Origin of the sequence: Flavobacterium odoriferum (assembly GCF_025499515.1) — a bacterium.
GTDB lineage: Bacteria > Bacteroidota > Bacteroidia > Flavobacteriales > Flavobacteriaceae > Flavobacterium > Flavobacterium odoriferum.
In genome coordinates this window covers 187523-205019 of the sequence record NZ_JAMKFA010000010.1, presented here as the reverse complement: position 1 = coordinate 205019, position 17497 = coordinate 187523, and the positions used below count along the sequence as shown (strand labels likewise).

The following is a 17497-nucleotide window of genomic DNA, read 5'->3' as shown; positions in this document are numbered from 1 at the left end:
TTGGAACACAGATTTAAGAAATTAAATAAATTTAAAAAAGTCTCGACTACGCTCGACTTGACAATTTGCTCTTGATTTTTGCTTTTGTTCTTGCACTTGTTCTTGTTCTTGTTCTTGAATTTTTATATGTTTTCTGCTATATCTAAGGCTTTTTGTAATGCGCCTAACTTGTTGTACACTTCTTGCATTTCGTTTTCTTGTAATGAACTTTCTACAATTCCAGCTCCTGCTTGAAAATGTAAGGTGTGATTTTTACTCAAAAAAGAACGAATCATAATCGCATGATTGAAATTGCCTTCAAAATCTAATACTCCGATGGCGCCACCGTAGAAACTTCTGTTGGTTTTTTCAATGTTTTCTATTAATTGCATGGCTTTTACTTTTGGCGCTCCGGCTAATGTTCCTGCTGGAAATGTTTTGGCTACTAATTCCATAAAAGTATGATTTTCTTTTAATTTTCCGGATACTTTTGACACCAAATGAATCACGTGAGAGAAAAACTGTACTTCTTTGTATTTTTCTACTTTCACTTCGTTACAGCTTCTGCTTAAATCATTTCTTGCTAAATCGACTAACATGACGTGTTCGCTGTTTTCTTTAGCGTCTTCCCCCAATTTTTTAGCTAATTCGGCATCTTGTTCGTCGTTTCCGGTACGTTTAAATGTACCTGCGATGGGATGAATTTCGGCGAAATTATTTTTGATTACCAATTGCGCTTCGGGTGATGAACCGAATATTTTGAAATTTCCATAATCGAAAAAGAACAAATACGGTGAAGGATTTATGCTTCGTAAAGCACGATAAACATTGAATTCATCGCCTTTAAAATCTTGTGAAAATCTTCTAGATAACACCAATTGAAATACATCACCACGTAAGCAATGCTTTTTGGCTAACGAAACGTAGTTTTTGAATTCATCATCGGTTAAGTTTGAAGTTCCGTTTCCTGATTTTTGAAATGAAAAAGAGGCAAAATTTTTCGATTGTAATAATTGTTCAATTTCAGCGATATTATTGCTTCCATCAAAACTATGACAGAATAAATACGCTTCGTTTTTGAAATGATTGATGGCGATAATGTTTTGATAAACTGCGTAAAAGATTTCAGGAATTTTGTTTTCCAATGATTTTTCAGCAATCGAAACTTTCTCAAAATATTGAATCGCATCATAAGCTAAATAGCCAAATAATCCTTGCGTAATGAATTTAAAATCTGATTTTTCCGTTTGAAATTGATTAGAGAAATTTTCGATTTCTTTTGCTACGTTAACACCAGTATCAATTGGAATAATCTCTGAAAATCCATCAGGAAAATTTGTTTCAATTTTTTGATTTTCCACTTTAATAGAAGCAATCGGATTGAAACAGATGTACGAAAAACTGTTGTCATTCGCATGATAATCAGAACTTTCTAGCAAGATGCTATTTGGGAATTTATCGCGAATTTTCAAGTAAACACTCACTGGCGTAATAGTGTCAGCTAGAATTTGTTTGTAATTAGTATGTAACTTGTATTTTTTCATATTTGTTTAATTTTTGGCAATAAAAAAAGGCTTGTCGTGATTGACAAGCCTTTTCTATGTATTTGGTTTTAAATGATACTATAGCAGGTTTCGCTCACGAAGTTCGACGTAAGTTAGACCACCACCAAGTATTGTTTAAAATTGAAATCATATTCTTAATTGTATGTTGCAAATATTTCTAATTAATTTTCGAATAAACAAATTTTTTAATATAAACTTGGATATTTTGTTGGATTTGCCTCATTTATAATCGCATATACTTTCTCAAAAATATCTTCTGCAGAAGGTTTTGAGAAGTAATCTCCATCGGTTCCATAAGCAGGTCGGTGTGCTTTTGAAGCTAATGTTTGCGGTGCGCTATCTAAATGTTGGTAGGCTTTTTGATTTTCTACAATTTCTTGTAAAATGTATGCACTTGCTCCACCAGGAACGTCTTCGTCAATTACTAATAAACGATTTGTTTTCGCTACCGATTTCACAATATCATGATTAATATCGAAAGGTAATAACGATTGAATATCAATAATTTCAGCGCTAATTCCTACTGATTCTAGTTCATTTGCCGCTTGTTCTACCAAACGTAAAGTAGAACCGTAAGAAACTAAAGTAATATCCGTTCCTTGTTTGATGGTTTCAACTACTCCGATTGGTGTTTTGAATTCACCTAAATTCGTTGGCATTTTTTCTTTCAAACGGTATCCGTTCAAACATTCTACAACCAATGCAGGTTCGTCAGTTTCTAATAAAGTGTTGTAAAAACCAGCTGCTTTAGTCATGTTTCTTGGAACTAAAACGTGAATTCCTCTAATCGCATTGATAATCATTCCCATTGGAGAACCTGAATGCCAAACACCTTCTAAGCGATGACCACGAGTTCTAATGATTAGCGGTGCTTTTTGACGACCCGCCGTTCTGTATTGTAATGTTGCTAAATCATCACTCATGATTTGAATAGCATACAACAAATAATCTAAATATTGAATTTCAGCAATTGGACGTAATCCTCTCATTGCCATTCCAATTCCTTGACCTAAAATCGTAGCTTCACGAATTCCCACATCGGCAACACGTAATTCTCCGTATTTTTCTTGCATGCCTTCCAAACCTTGGTTAACATCACCAATATTTCCAGAATCTTCACCAAAAATTAATGTTTCTGGATATTTTGAGAAGATAGCATCAAAGTTATCTCTTAAAACCAAGCGCGCATCTACATCTTCAGCAGTTGCATCGTATGTTGGAGCTACTTCTTTGGTTTTTAAAACCGTTTTATCCGATTGTGAAAATAAGTGCGAACTGAATTTTGGTTGGATTTTCTCAGTATAATTTTCAATCCAAGTCGCTAAAGTAGCACGCGAATTTTCTTTGATAATCATGCGCAAAACTTTACGAGCTGCAACTAAAATATCTTTACGGATTGGTTCTTTTATTGAAGCAACATCGTTAGCAATTTTCTCAATAAATACTTTGTTTTCACTTTGTGAAGCAATGGTATTTAGTAAACCAACTAATTCTTGTTGTTCTGCTTTTGTTGGTGCTGTAAAGTTTGTCCAAGCGGCTTTTTTACCTTCTAAAACGTCTTTTTTAGCTTGATTATCAATTTCTTCTAATTCTTCTGAAGTAGCGATATTGTTTTCGATTAACCAAGTTTTCATTTTAGCCACACAATCAAATTCAGCTTCCCAAGCCAAACGTTCTGCATTTTTGTAACGTTCGTGACTTCCAGAAGTTGAGTGACCTTGCGGTTGCGTTAATTCTTGTACGTGCACTAAAACAGGAACATGTTCTTCACGAGCAATTTGAGATGCTTTTTGGTACGTTTCTACTAAAGCTGGGTAATCCCAACCTTTAACGCGTAAGATTTCGTAACCGTTATTTTCTTCATCACGTTGGAATCCTTTTAAGATTTCAGAAATGTTTTCTTTAGTAGTTTGATGACGTGCGTGAACCGAAATTCCGTATTCGTCATCCCAAACGCTCATTACCATTGGTACTTGTAAAACACCAGCAGCGTTGATAGTTTCGAAGAATAAACCTTCAGAAGTTGAAGCATTTCCGATAGTTCCCCAAGCTACTTCGTTTCCATTTTCAGAGAAGTTGGTTTGGTTGATACCAGAAACATTTCTGTATATTTTTGAAGCCTGAGCTAATCCTAACAAACGTGGCATTTGCCCAGCAGTAGGAGAGATATCAGCACTCGAATTTTTTTGTTGGGTTAAGTTTTTCCAATTTCCGTTTTCGTCTAATGAATGCGTTGCGAAGTGTCCGCCCATTTGACGACCAGCACTCATAGGATCAAAATTAATATCGGTATGGCCATACAATCCAGCGAAGAATTGCTCGATATTCATAGCACCAATTGCCATCATAAAAGTTTGGTCGCGATAGTATCCTGAACGGAAATCTCCGTTTTGAAATGCTTTCGCTAATGCCAATTGAGGCACCTCTTTACCATCGCCAAAAATTCCAAATTTCGCTTTCCCTGTAAGCACTTCTTTTCTTCCAAGAAGACTACATTCTCTACTGATTCGGGCGATTTTATAATCGTTAATGACTTCTTTTTTGAAATCTTCAAAAGAAACTACTTCCGATGTTGTTGCTGTTTTCATAAGCCGTTTGTACGAAATTGATAATTCAACAAATTTAATTAAAACGACTTATAAAACAATACAGGGAGTGATATTTTTTTAATTATTATTAAATTATCAATAGTTTTGATTTGAAAAACGCAATGAATTCATTAAAAAAAGATTTTTAATTATTGAATTATCAAATAAATAGATAAAAAGCTATTAAAACCATTTTCTGGTAAATAAAGAAATTAATGTTTTTGGACTTAAAGTAACTACAAAACGAATTTGTTGCCCATAATTAACATCATCTAATGCAAAACCATTTGAAGAATAAACGGGTAAGAAAAGTTCAAAATAATCTGGAACTAAGTTTAGGTGTAAGCCCGAATCATAAACAAATTCGGCACTACTGTATTTGTTTTTTAGCATTCCAGCATCGCCATAAACTTGAATCCAATTCCAAATATTGAATGTTCCGTTCACAGTTGTCATCCATTGATTGGCAAATCTTGTATCTAATTTAGATTTGAATCCACCTTCTGCATAAACATATTGTTGGCTATAAATTCCTGTAGTTTCGCTTCTTCCTAACAAACTATAATCAAACATATAATCATTTGGTCTGTCTAAACCAAAGCTGAAAAAATCAGAGTTTGTACTGCTAAACATAAAAGCTCCTGCATAAAAGCGTAGACTTATTTGTCTGTTGTTTTCAAATAATTTTCTATAATGCACTTCGGTTGCAATTTTTCCAAACTTACTTGAAATTTGTAAATCGTTTGAAAATGAAAAATGTTTGGTTCCTTCTGATTGAAAGTTGCCGTATTTTGCATTAAAAACATTATAATTTTCAGTATTTTCTGTTATAAATGGTGAAGCTTCTCTATTGATATAAACTTGTCTTAGTTGAATAAATTCATTTTTATTAGATCTCAAATTCTTATCTCTAAAGAAAAATTGAATGGTTGGAACTAAATTTGTATAAGTAGCGTCTGGTGCATAATGAAATTGGCTACCTCTTAAAATGTATCTAATGTTGTATAATTTACCTTCGTCTCTAATATTATCATCAATAAAAAAAGTTGCCTTACCAACAAATTTTCCTGTATTTGACGAATACATTGGTGTTGCTGTAAACGAGAAAGGCTTATTTAACATTGAACGATTGCTTAATTTCATACCAATTGCAATTCCATCATACGCATTAAATTCAACTTCTGGAACATAGAAAATCTGGTTGTAATGTGGTTCTTCTAGATCTTTCATAAAATTGAATTTTATTGGTCGATTATTGAAGAAAAAACCTTTTAACGATTTCCAGTTGTTTCTCAAATTATATTCTGGAACTTCATTATTGTAGTTTAAAACCAATTTGTCTGATTCTAATCTCGGAATTACAATTGTGGAATCTGTTGAAATATTGTTTAGCCAAATTTTATTAACTACTTCATTATTTTTTAGTTGATATAACGAAATTGGTGCATTTGTATTTGTTTTGTTAATGATTTTTACTGAAATTGAATCTTTAGTTTTTGAAACTTTTCCAAATTTATAATCTACTAAATCTCGGGTTTCTACCATAGTTCTAAAAAACCAATCGATGTCTTTTGGAGTATTTTTTTCAAAAATTGTTTCAAATTGTCGCGAATTTGAAGAAATGTATTGATTTTCATGAATAAATTCTTGAATACTTGAGAGAACAATATTTTCACCAAGATAGTTGTCTAAATAATTCAAACTCAATCCAGCTCTATATTTGCTAGAAATTTGTTCGTTGAATTTAATTAATCTATTTTTTGGTTCATTTAATGGTTGATCTAGATTTTTTCGAGCCATCAACATATACAAATAGTTATATTGTTGATTGAATGGAAGATTGATAAAATGATATGATTTCAAAATCTTTAGATTGGCTAAATTCCCAGTCATTGTCAAATCGGGATAATTTTCGTTGATGTATTGCATCATTAAAAACATCTGAATTCCATCGTAAATCCAATATTCTTTTCTAGGATTGAGCTGTAAATTTTCTTTTAAATAATTATTCAGATATGTTTTTAAGAATTTTAATTCAAACATTAATTCATCAGGAAAAGGGCTCAAAAAGCTTGGTAATTGATTCAATCCATAAAAGGGTTGACGTTGATAATCTTCTTGTGTTATGATTATTTTTGATGTCAGTGAATTTCCAAGTTTTGAAGCTGTAAAACGAGTAATTTTATCAATTAGGATAGCTTTTTCAATTTCACTAATTTTATTGTCTTGCAAACCGCAACTAACCGTAATGATATCATTTTTATAGTTTTGATATGAAGTTTTTGTTTCAATCACAAGTGTAACTTCAGGTTTGTTGTAACCAATTAAATTTCTATTATTTTCAGAAACTAAATTGCTTGAAACAGAAAAGCTATCGGGAATTTCGAGTTCAATTTCATAGTCAGAAAATGAGTTTGGAATATCATCTAAATTTTCATTGCTTTGTTGAATAAATTGTTTATTTTCATAACGAGAAGGTGCTAAATGCCAATGTTTTAGAATAAATTTATTATTGTCATAAAAACCAAATCTTGTAAATTTTGCATTCGGAATTTTTACTGTATAAAAAAGTGTTATAGTCTGTTTAGAGCAAGGAAGAATTGGGGTGTTTAGGTTGATTTTTAACAAATCAACTATATCATTTGGTCGTTCCCAAGCAATATTTTCAAAATTAGAATCGGAAATTGAATTAATAGTTGTTTTTCCTCTATCAGAATCACTTGCCAAATGAAAAGCTCTTATGAATTCATCTGAAAATCGTTTTGCTAGAGCTGATGTTTTTGAGGAATAGGCATTATTCCAATCATTTAAAATAATGTGCTTAATCGTATCGTTTGAAGTATTGTTGTACGTTAAAATTTGTTTTATTAATAATGTTTTATCTTCTGAGTTCAGTCTGACAATCATTTTTGAGGAATGTTGAGCTGATACAGTTAGCGTAAAAAAGAAAATGAATATGTATAAAATGTTAAACTTCAATTTGGGAATTTTTTCAATTAGATGATTTATTTAATAATTTGGTTGCGTAAGAAAATTCTAATTTTTTCATAAAAATATGTAAAACAAGTATGATTTCACTAAGAATAGGTTAATATTTACGCAATAATAACTTAAAATTATTTTACTTTCCTAATAAATTGGGTATATTTGATAAAAAATTATTATGCCCTTAAAAATATTAAGTACATTATTTTTGTTTTTTGGTTTTATTTCATCGGCACAAGTTGTAATTAATGAAATTGATGTTGATATGTCTGGTTCAGATGTTGAAGAAATAATTGAATTAAAATCAGACACTCCAAACTTTTCTTTAGATGGATATGTTCTTGTTTTGTTCAATGAAACAAATTCATTAAGCTATTATTCGATTGATTTAGACGGTTATTCAACTGATATTAATGGAATTTTTTTATCAGGAAATACAGCGGTTTCTCCAGCACCAACACTTGTTTTTCCAAATGGTAAAATTCAAAATGGTCCAGATGTTATAGCACTTTATCAAGCAAATGCTACAGATTTTCCAGATGGAACTTTAGTAACTTCAACTAATTTAGTAAATGCGATTGCTTACGCAACTAATTCTTCATTAGCTACAAATTTAATGAGTGCATTAGGTCTCACAATATCAACCAATGAAAATGTAAATAGCTTAGGAATAACTCAATCAATACAACGCAAAAATGATGGTACTTATGAAGTAAAAACACCAACTCCTGGAATGCCTAATGATGGAAGTGGAATAGTCCTAAACTATATTACTGTATCTACTTCACAAACAAGTTATAATGAAGGTGAAATTTTTGATTTTGTTTTCACAACAAGTCAACCAGTAGCAGGTTCAGATTTACTGTTTAATTTTACTATAGTGAATGGAAATTTTATGGTTAACGATTACACAAGTACTAATTTAACAGTTTTAATTCCCGTAGGACAATCAACTGCATCAAATACTTGTACATTATTTGATGATATTACCGATGAAGGTGATGAGGAATTGTTAATTGACATTCAAGCTGTTCCAACTGGTTATGTAATCAACAATGATAACTTAATTTTAAGAATTTATGATAATGATTATATAGTACAATCTTATGGCACACCCTTAAATCCAACTTATGGATTAGTAACTCCAACTATTCCAACTGGATATTATGATTCTTTGGAAGGGCTATCAGGTAATACTTTAAAACAAGAATTACAAAATATTATTGCAAGCTCAAATGTACGTTTACATAGTTATGCAGATATTTGGGAAATTATAAGAACTGCAGATCAAAACCCTCTAAATTCAAATCAAATATGGGATATGTATCTTGAAGTTCCAATGTCAAAATTAGATCAGCAAAATACAAGTAGTATTGTTGGAAAATGGAACAGAGAGCATATTTTTCCTCAATCACGAGGTGGTTTTGAAGTAGCTGATGGAGATTATGCTGATGGAATAAATATTTGGCTTCCAACAAGTGCTTCTAATACAATAGATGGAGTATCAGACGCACATCATATTCGAGCAGAAAATGGTCAAGAAAATTCTTCAAGAAATAATAAAAATTACGGTAACGTAAATTCTTCAACTGTTTATGCTGGTCCTTTTGGAACTCAAGGTTCATGGAGAGGTGATGTTGCAAGAGCGTTATTTTATATGGCGGTTCGATTTGATGGCTTAAACGTAGTTAATGGAGATCCAAATGAATATTTACCAAGTACAACTATTTCTTCTGGTAACATTGGTGATTTAGCATCTTTACTAACTTGGAACACAACAGATCCAAGAGACGATTTTGAAATGAACCGAAATAATTACATATATACTTGGCAAATGAATCGTAATCCTTTTATAGATTATCCTAATTTAGCGGATTATATTTTTGGAGCTAATTTTGGTCAACCATGGTCTTCAACGTTATCTACACAAAATCCTATTGAAAATAGAGTAGTAGTCTATCCAAATCCAGCAACGGAATATTTGATAGTTTCAGGTTTAGAAGGAAGTTCGAAAGTAGAAATTTACACTATAACAGGTCAATTAGTTCAAATTCAAAATTTTGAAAACAATGTTCAAATAAATCTAGATTTGAATGCTGGAATGTATTTGGTTAAAGTAACTAACGGATTTCAATCTACAACAAAGAAAATTATTGTTAAGTAATAGTTTTTAATTACTAAAAGTGTTAAAACAAGTTAAATTATATGCTAAAATTACCTTTGGCAGTATTATTGTTTTACATTATAAATAACTATTAAAATTAAGTACAATGAAAACGATTCAAAAGAAAACTGCTACGATTATTGCAGCATTGATTTTAGTATTTATGTTGGTAATACCAGCTGATGTATTTTCACAAGGACCACCGCCATAGGCACCAGCTCACGGGTATAGAGCCAAAACAAGACATATTTATTTTCCTAATCAAAATATGTATTACGACATTCAAAAAAGTAATTATATTTATTTTTCTAACGAAAAATGGAGTATAAGTACAAGAGTGCCTTCAATTTTTGTTGGAATTAATCTAGGGAAAAGTACTCAGATTCAGTTAGATTATTATGGAAGTTACCCACAATATTATAATAAAGATCACAAGATAAAATATAAAAAGAAACAAAAAAATCCTTCAAATTATAAATCTAAACAAAAATTTAAAGATGATAATAATGGAAGAAAAGGTAAAGGAAATGATAATCGTGGAAAAGGAAATAAAGGAAAAGGAAACGATAAATAAATTAAAAAGGTCAGATTATTTAATCTGACCTTTTTAATTTTTAGAAGTTTGGTGATAAATTGTATTTTTTGTAGAAGTTATCTAATGCTTCTAATACCTCATCTTCTGTATCTACTACTTTAATTAAGTTCATGTCTTCTGGATTGGCATTTTTCATTTTGTCAATCATCACAGTTTTAATCCAATCTAATAAACCTGACCAAAATTCGGTTCCGACTAAAATAATAGGGAATTTTCCAATTTTCTTAGTTTGAATCAACGTTACTGCTTCGAATAATTCGTCTAATGTTCCAAAACCTCCTGGCATAACCACAAAACCTTGTGAATATTTTACAAACATTACTTTTCTTACGAAGAAGTAATCAAAGTTTAAGTTTTTATCTTTATCTATATACGGATTAAAGTGTTGCTCAAAAGGCAATTCGATATTTAAACCTACCGAAATTCCGCCACCATAATGCGCTCCTTTGTTTCCTGCTTCCATGATTCCAGGTCCACCACCCGTAATTACACCATAACCCGCTTTACTGATTTTGAATGCAATTTTTTCGGCTAATAAATAGTTTTTATCATCTGGTTTTGTTCTTGCCGAACCAAAAATAGATACACAAGGCCCTATTCTTCCCATTGATTCATAACCATTTACAAACTCAGACATAATTTTAAAAATTGCCCAAGAATCGTTTGATCGTATTTCGTTCCAAGTTTTTTGCTTGAATTTTTCTTGAATTCTGTGATCGTCGTTTTCGTATTGATCTGCTGCCATAATAATTTTATTTATTTGTTGAAAAACAAATTATTAGAGTTAATAATAAAGTTTTAGCAGTGTTGTTGTGTGTAGTAATTAGGTTGCTAAGATACTAATTTATTATTTGTTTGTTGAAAATAATTTTGTCAATAATTTTATTAATTCCTCATTCCAAATTCGATAATCATGCCCACCATCGAATGATCTAATTTCTGCAAAAGAATTGGAATCTTGATAGACTATTTTTATAAAATCTGCATCGCTTTTTAAGAAAAAAGGCTCTTGAATTCCATATATCAAGTATAAATTTGGATAATGAAGTCTTTTTTCCAAGTATTAGTTTGTATATCTCCACCAAAAGTTGAAAAGCATAAATATGTTCCAATTAATTCGGGATGTTTATTCAATAAACTCATTCCAAAGCCAGCACCATTTGAAACACCATAAAAATATCTATTTTCTTTTGTGTTTTTTTGATTAAGTATTTTTTCTATATAAGAAATTAATTCATTCTCAAAATAGGACATATGGTTTTTAAACCTATTTGACAAATGCTTCAAATCTTGTGTATTGGAATCATTATCAACATATTCAAAGTTTCTAAATTGAAGTTTTACTTTTGTACCATCGCCTAAAGTTGTACTTGTACTATCTGCAATTTTATTATTTGAATGACTTTCAATATAAATAATTGGATTTATTATATTGTTATTAATTAACGAATCTAAAGGCTTTTTAATAAAATTTTTTCCTTTTATTTCAAAACCATCAGTTGCATAAACGATTGGATAATTGTTTTTTGAATTGAATCCTTTTGGTAAATATATGTTGTGCTTTCTATATTCAGCTAAAGAATTACTATAAATAGAATCAGTGTAATATTTTGATTCATTTAAAGTAACATTTTTTGAAGTTTGACAAGAAATGAATAGGCTAAAAAAAACAAATAGTAAAATGATATTTTTATTCATTATTAAATTGATTTCAAAATGATAACTAAAGTAATTCTTTTTTCAAAAACTGTGCTGTGTAGCTTTTTTTATTTTTTATAATTTCTTCTGGAGTTCCTTTTGCAACCACTTCTCCTCCACCTTTTCCACCTTCGTAACCAATGTCAATTACATAATCGGCTAGTTTTACAACATCTAAATTATGCTCGATAATTAAAACGGTATTTCCTTTGTCAACCAACACATTAATTACATCCATTAATACTCGAATGTCTTCAAAATGTAATCCTGTTGTGGGTTCATCTAAAATGTAAAAGGTGTTACCTGTATCTTTTTTTGAAAGTTCCGTTACTAATTTGATGCGTTGTGCTTCACCACCTGAAAGCGTTGTACTTTGTTGACCTAATGTGATATAACCCAATCCAACATCTTGAATGGTTTTTACTTTTCGATAGATTTTCGGAATATTTTCAAAGAATTCTACTGCTTCATCTACTGTCATGTTTAACACATCAGAAATCGATTTTCCTTTGTATCGAATTTCCAATGTTTCTCTGTTGAAACGTTTTCCCATACAGGTTTCGCATTCTACATACACATCTGGCAAAAAGCTCATTTCGATGGTTCTCACACCAGAACCTTCGCAAGTTTCACAACGCCCGCCTTTAACATTAAAACTGAATCTTCCTGGCTTATAACCACGAATCATCGCTTCAGGCGTTTGTGTGTATAAACTTCTTATTTCTGAAAACACATCGGTGTAAGTCGCTGGATTAGAACGTGGTGTTCTTCCAATCGGACTTTGGTCGATGTCGATAACTTTATCAATATGTTCTAAACCTTCAATTTTCTTGTAAGGCTGTGGTTTCTTAACTGCATTGAAAAAATGTGCGTTTAATATCGGATACAAGGTTTCGTTAATCAATGTCGATTTTCCACTTCCTGAAACACCCGTTACACAAACTAATTTTCCTAAAGGAATTTCAATCGAAACATTCTTTAAATTATTTCCTGTAGCACCTGATAATTTGATGGATTTACCGTTGCCTTCTCGTCGAGTTTTTGGCACTTCAATCTTCATTTTACCGTTTAAATATTGTGCGGTAATCGTATCTTCTTGTAATAATTCTTTCGGTGTTCCTTTACTGATGATTTGTCCACCAAAACGACCTGCTTTTGGACCAATATCAATCACATAATCGGCACGTTCAATCATATCTTTGTCGTGTTCTACTACAATTACCGAATTTCCGATGTCACGTAAACTTTCTAACGATTTAATTAAGCGTTCGTTATCTCTTTGGTGCAAACCAATACTTGGTTCGTCCAAAATATACAAAACACCAACCAATTGCGAACCAATTTGTGTTGCCAATCGAATGCGTTGAGCTTCGCCACCAGAAAGCGATTTTGAACTTCGGTTTAGTGATAAATAATTCAACCCAACATCTAACAAAAATTGCAATCTTGCTGTAATTTCTTTTACAACTTCAACTGCGATAACTTTTTGTTTTTCAGATAAATGATTATCTAAATCGGCAAACCATTCGGATAATTCAGCAACATCCATTTGGACTAATTCACCGATGTTTTTCCCGTTTAATTTGAAATATAAAGATTCTTTTCTCAAACGTGTTCCTTCACATTCTGGACAATCATTTTCGTCCATAAATTCTTTTGCCCAGCGTTTGATACTTGCTGAATCGGAATTATCAAATTGATTTTTGATAAAATTTGAAATTCCTTCGAAATCGATTTTATAGTCTTTGGTAATTCCCATAACCTTTGATACGACAGAGAATTTTTCGTTTCCTCCGTACAAAATCATATCCATCGCTTCTTGCGGAATGGTTTCGATAGCATCGGTTATTTTGAAATCGTATTTCTGTGCGATAATTTCCAATTGCTTGAAAATCCAAGAACTTTTATATTCGCCCAAAGGTGCAAAACCACCATTTTTAATCGATGATTTCGGATTTGGAATAATTTTTTGAAGATTGATTTCATTCACAGTTCCTAATCCGTTACAACATGGACATGCTCCTTTTGGAGAATTGAATGAAAAATTATTCGGTTCTGGATTTGGATACGAAATTCCAGAAGTTGGACACATCAAATTACGGCTGTAAAAGCGCACTTCTTGACTTTCCTGTTCAATCACCATCATTACGTCATCACCATGATACATAGCGGTTTTGATACTTTCCGATAAACGCTTGTCGGTATCTTCTTCGGTATCAATTGCCATTCTATCAATAACAATTTCGATGTCATGTGTTTTATAACGATCGACTTTCATACCAAACTCTAAATCACGAATCTGACCATTCACACGAACTTTCAAGAAACCTTGTTTCGCAATTTGCTCAAATAATTCGCGATAATGTCCTTTACGTGAACGAACAACTGGCGCTAAAATATTGATGCGTTTTCCATTAAAATCCTCTAAAATCAACTGTTTTATTTGGTCATCTGAATACGAAACCATTTTTTCGCCCGTATTAAAACTGAAAGCATCAGCTCCTCTTGCATACAACAAACGTAAGAAATCGTAAATTTCTGTAATAGTTCCAACAGTTGAACGAGGTGATTTACTTGTGGTTTTTTGCTCAATCGCAATCACAGGTGAAAGTCCGTCGATTTTATCTACATCTGGACGCTCTAATCCGCCAAGAAATTGACGAGCATAGGCTGAAAAGGTTTCGATGTATCTTCGTTGACCCTCGGCATAAATGGTATCAAAAGCTAATGACGATTTTCCGGAACCTGATAAACCAGTAATAACCACTAGTTTTTCACGCGGAATGGATACGTCAATATTTTTAAGATTATGGGCTCTAGCACCAATAATTTCGATAGTTTCTTCTGTAGTGTGTTGCATAATTTTTGGCAAAACGCAAAGATACTGATTTCAAACCGATTTTTATAACAGACAATTGTGAAGAAAATAAAAAAAGAAAGCGCTATAGTAAACGCTTTCTTTGTCTGTTATTGATATAATCGTTAATTGCTTTTTTAGTGGTTACCCAATTTCTACCTTCTTTATAAGCATCAATTTTTCCTTGGCGCGCCAATAAACTTACGTATTCTTGGCTGTATGGAGTATTTGGCTCACTAACTATATCAGCAATAGATTGATAATCTTCATCGTTATCGCTTGGAATTGAAGTTAGATAAATATTAACGGTTCTTTCCAAAGCCTGACACATTAACAACGTTAACTTCTGATAATTACCATTATTTGCTTGATTTAAAGCGTCGTAATATTTTTTTCTATCGTTTTTTAAGATGATGGCGGGCGGAAAACCTCTTCGCATGAGCAATAAATTCATGGCTAAACGAACGGTTCTTCCATTTCCATCAAAAAAAGGATGTATCCAAACTAGTTTGTGATGAAAAATAGTAGCCAACTCAATATCATTCAATTGTAAAGGATTTTCGTTTACAAATTGAATTAATTCATCTAACAAATCAGAAACTTTATTAGCATTTGGTGGAACAAAATTAGCACCGGTTATTCGAACACCTGCATTTCTAATTCTTCCTGCAAAATCATCTTCAATAGTACGCAACACCAAACCATGAAGCGATAAAATATCAATACTTCGTAATACATAATCATCATTTATAATTTGATATAAATAATTAATCGCATGCTCATGATTTTTTGCTTCAAAATGTTCTCGCAATGATTTTCCTTTAACAGTAATTCCATCTTGAAGCACCATTTGTGTTTCTCGTAGTGAAAGTGTATTGCCTTCAATACTGTTAGAATTATAAGTCCATTCGATGGAAAGTGATTCTTTAATTTTTGAAATAGCAGAATACGGAAGTGGTCTATTTTGATTGAGCACACCCAGTTTATCATACAATCTATCAAATGTTGATTGAAATTCTTCTCGATATGATAAATCAATATTCCACATAATTTTCCATTTAAACCACAAAGATATTGATATCGTTTTGAATAAAAAAATATTTTATCCGATATTAAAATTTTTGATATTAGAAATTACATTTCAGATATTATATTTTTAAAATTTATCAAATATCTTAAATCTGTGTTCAAAAAAATTGAAGTTGATTTTTGAAATTGTTCTTAAAATTAAACTATTCAATAATCATCGATTTCAAGCGATGCCTGTATTTTTCTAAAATTAATTGTTTGTGTATAAAACCAAGAAAAATTCCATTTTTTAGCACTGGTAAAACTTTACATTCAGAAGCATCAAATTTATCCATGATGGTTTCAAGTGTTTCATCATAAAAGATAATTTCTTTTGGTTGTTGCATGATTTCTTCTACAGCGGTATATTTTACTTTGAATTGAGAGAAAACAATTGGTCGAATTTCATCCAAATGAATAATTCCAAGTAGTTTGTTTTTTTCGTCTAAAACAGGAAAAATATGTTCATCAGATTCTTGAATTTTCTGTACCAATTCCTCTAAACTATTGCTCAAAGAAATAGCTTTAAAATCAGTTTGAATTAACTTTGAAACATCAATAGAATTTAGAATATTGGTATCGCGATTATCTGTAAAAACTTCCCCTTTATCCGCTAAATTTTTAATGTCAAATGAATAGGGCTCAAAACGTTTAGAAATGGCAAAACTAACTGATGAAACAATCATTAAAGGAACCATCAAGTTGTAACCACCTGTAATTTCTGCAATTAAGAAAATTGCTGTTAAGGGTGCATGAAATAATCCGCTTAGTATTCCAGCCATACCAACTAAAGTAAAATTCCCAACAGGAAGTTTTGTAAATCCAATTAAATTAAAAAATGTAGCCACAGAAAATCCTAAATAAGAACCCACAAATAGCGATGGTGCAAAATTACCCCCATTTCCACCAGCTCCTAATGTTAAACTGGTTGCATACACTTTAATCAACATCGTTAAACTAACAAAAATCAACAAAATCCATGATGAATCTTGGAAGCGTTCAAAGACTGTATTTTGCACTAATTTTGCGGATTGATTATCGGCTAAAAGTTTGATGCTTTCATATCCTTCTCCAAAAAGTGATGGAAAAAAGAAAATTAAAATTCCTAAAATTCCCGCTCCAAATAACGCTTTATTGATATAATTGAACCTTAATCTTGCAAAAAAATGTTCGATTTTTCGAAATGTTCTGGCGTAATTTATCGAAACAAATCCGCTTAAAACACCTAATAAAATATAATAAGGTAGATTGTGAAAATCGAAAAACTGTACTTTTTTAAATGAAAATAAAATAGTGTCGTTCAAAACGATTGTAGAAATTAATGCTCCAGTAGCAGCGCTAATCATAATTGGAATAAATGCTGTAATGCTAATTTCGGCTAAAACTACTTCGATAGCAAATAGAACACCTGCAATTGGTGCGTTGAAAGCAGCTCCAATTCCGGCGGCAACTCCACATGCTAATAAAAGTGTTCTATCTTTATAACTTAGTCTATAATTTTGTGCATAATTACTTCCAAAAGCAGCTCCTGTAATGGTAATTGGTGATTCTAAACCTGCACTTCCGCCCATACCAACGGTAAACGAACTCGTAATAATTTGGGCAAACATCTGTTTTCTGGGCATGATACCTCGCTTTTTGGCTACGGCATACATAATTTGCGAAGTTCCTTTTTCTATAGAACCATCTAATACTTTTTTAATGATGATTACTGTGATGATAATTCCGATGATGGGTAAAGTACTATTACTAAATGGAAGGTGTAAGATGTCATCTAATTTTTGAGATGATTTAAAAACCCAATGCGCAAAAGTTTTCAGAATAATTACCGCCAAAGCCGAAGAAATCCCTACTAAAACACACGATAAATAAATAAATTGTCGTGGTGTAAGTAATGATTTCAAAAGAAAAATAAACTGTTCTAAACGTCTAAAATTCTTATGAATTAAGTTTTTAAAAGAAAACGTTTTTTTTCTTGGCATTATCTATGATTTAAAT

At 31.5% G+C, this 17497-nt stretch carries 10 protein-coding genes; 2 read left to right on the top strand and 8 right to left on the bottom strand.

Annotated elements, in window-relative coordinates:
• Positions 1-122 precede the first annotated feature (122 nt).
• The 3 genes from M9Q43_RS09440 to M9Q43_RS09430 form a co-directional block, all read right to left on the bottom strand.
• Positions 123-1523 (bottom strand): anthranilate synthase component I family protein, encoded by a 1401-nt coding sequence (locus tag M9Q43_RS09440; protein WP_262318683.1) that lies wholly within the window; start codon positions 1521-1523, stop codon positions 123-125.
• A gap of 206 nt (positions 1524-1729) precedes the next feature.
• Complete coding sequence (locus M9Q43_RS09435; protein ID WP_262318682.1) at positions 1730-4132, bottom strand: alpha-ketoacid dehydrogenase subunit alpha/beta; 2403 nt, start codon at positions 4130-4132, stop codon at positions 1730-1732.
• A 183-nt stretch (positions 4133-4315) separates the two neighbouring features.
• Positions 4316-7039 (bottom strand): gluzincin family metallopeptidase, encoded by a 2724-nt coding sequence (locus M9Q43_RS09430; RefSeq protein WP_262318681.1) that lies wholly within the window; start codon positions 7037-7039, stop codon positions 4316-4318.
• A gap of 256 nt (positions 7040-7295) precedes the next feature.
• On the opposite strand from M9Q43_RS09430, the gene M9Q43_RS09425 reads away from it, so the two are divergent.
• Positions 7296-9281 (top strand): endonuclease, encoded by a 1986-nt coding sequence (locus M9Q43_RS09425; RefSeq protein ID WP_262318680.1) that lies wholly within the window; start codon positions 7296-7298, stop codon positions 9279-9281.
• Between the two features lie 268 nt (positions 9282-9549).
• Entirely contained in the window at positions 9550-9855 is a 306-nt protein-coding gene (locus M9Q43_RS09420; RefSeq protein ID WP_262318679.1) for a hypothetical protein, read from the top strand.
• 40 nt (positions 9856-9895) lie between these two features.
• Here M9Q43_RS09420 and M9Q43_RS09415 read toward each other — a convergent pair whose 3' ends face one another.
• From M9Q43_RS09415 to M9Q43_RS09395, 5 genes are all read right to left on the bottom strand, one after another.
• The gene (locus M9Q43_RS09415) at positions 9896-10621 is read right to left on the bottom strand and encodes an LOG family protein (RefSeq protein WP_262318678.1); all 726 of its coding nucleotides are present in this window, start codon (positions 10619-10621) and stop codon (positions 9896-9898) included.
• 278 nt (positions 10622-10899) lie between these two features.
• On the bottom strand, positions 10900-11574 hold the full coding sequence (locus tag M9Q43_RS09410; protein ID WP_262318677.1) for an alpha/beta hydrolase-fold protein: 675 nt from the start codon (positions 11572-11574) through the stop codon (positions 10900-10902).
• Positions 11575-11599: 25 nt separating this feature from the next.
• Positions 11600-14434 (bottom strand): excinuclease ABC subunit UvrA, encoded by a 2835-nt coding sequence (uvrA, locus tag M9Q43_RS09405; protein WP_262318676.1) that lies wholly within the window; start codon positions 14432-14434, stop codon positions 11600-11602.
• 82 nt (positions 14435-14516) lie between these two features.
• Positions 14517-15479 (bottom strand): Fic family protein, encoded by a 963-nt coding sequence (locus tag M9Q43_RS09400; RefSeq protein ID WP_262318675.1) that lies wholly within the window; start codon positions 15477-15479, stop codon positions 14517-14519.
• A gap of 184 nt (positions 15480-15663) precedes the next feature.
• Positions 15664-17481, bottom strand: coding sequence for a chloride channel protein (locus tag M9Q43_RS09395; protein WP_262318674.1), 1818 nt, complete (start codon positions 17479-17481; stop codon positions 15664-15666).
• Between the last annotated feature and the right edge of the window lie 16 nt (positions 17482-17497).

What these genes read in the sequence shown, in the direction of transcription:
- M9Q43_RS09435 (WP_262318682.1), bottom strand. Translation starts at nt 4,132, where the DNA reads ATGAAAACAGCAACAACATCGGAAGTAGTTTCTTTTGAAGATTTCAAA.
- M9Q43_RS09420 (WP_262318679.1), top strand. Translation starts at nt 9,550, where the DNA reads ATGTATTACGACATTCAAAAAAGTAATTATATTTATTTTTCTAACGAA.
- M9Q43_RS09400 (WP_262318675.1), bottom strand. Translation starts at nt 15,479, where the DNA reads ATGTGGAATATTGATTTATCATATCGAGAAGAATTTCAATCAACATTT.
- M9Q43_RS09415 (WP_262318678.1), bottom strand. Translation starts at nt 10,621, where the DNA reads ATGGCAGCAGATCAATACGAAAACGACGATCACAGAATTCAAGAAAAA.
- M9Q43_RS09430 (WP_262318681.1), bottom strand. Translation starts at nt 7,039, where the DNA reads ATGATTGTCAGACTGAACTCAGAAGATAAAACATTATTAATAAAACAA.
- M9Q43_RS09395 (WP_262318674.1), bottom strand. Translation starts at nt 17,481, where the DNA reads ATGCCAAGAAAAAAAACGTTTTCTTTTAAAAACTTAATTCATAAGAAT.
- uvrA (WP_262318676.1), bottom strand. Translation starts at nt 14,434, where the DNA reads ATGCAACACACTACAGAAGAAACTATCGAAATTATTGGTGCTAGAGCC.
- M9Q43_RS09410 (WP_262318677.1), bottom strand. Translation starts at nt 11,574, where the DNA reads ATGAATAAAAATATCATTTTACTATTTGTTTTTTTTAGCCTATTCATT.
- M9Q43_RS09425 (WP_262318680.1), top strand. Translation starts at nt 7,296, where the DNA reads ATGCCCTTAAAAATATTAAGTACATTATTTTTGTTTTTTGGTTTTATT.
- M9Q43_RS09440 (WP_262318683.1), bottom strand. Translation starts at nt 1,523, where the DNA reads ATGAAAAAATACAAGTTACATACTAATTACAAACAAATTCTAGCTGAC.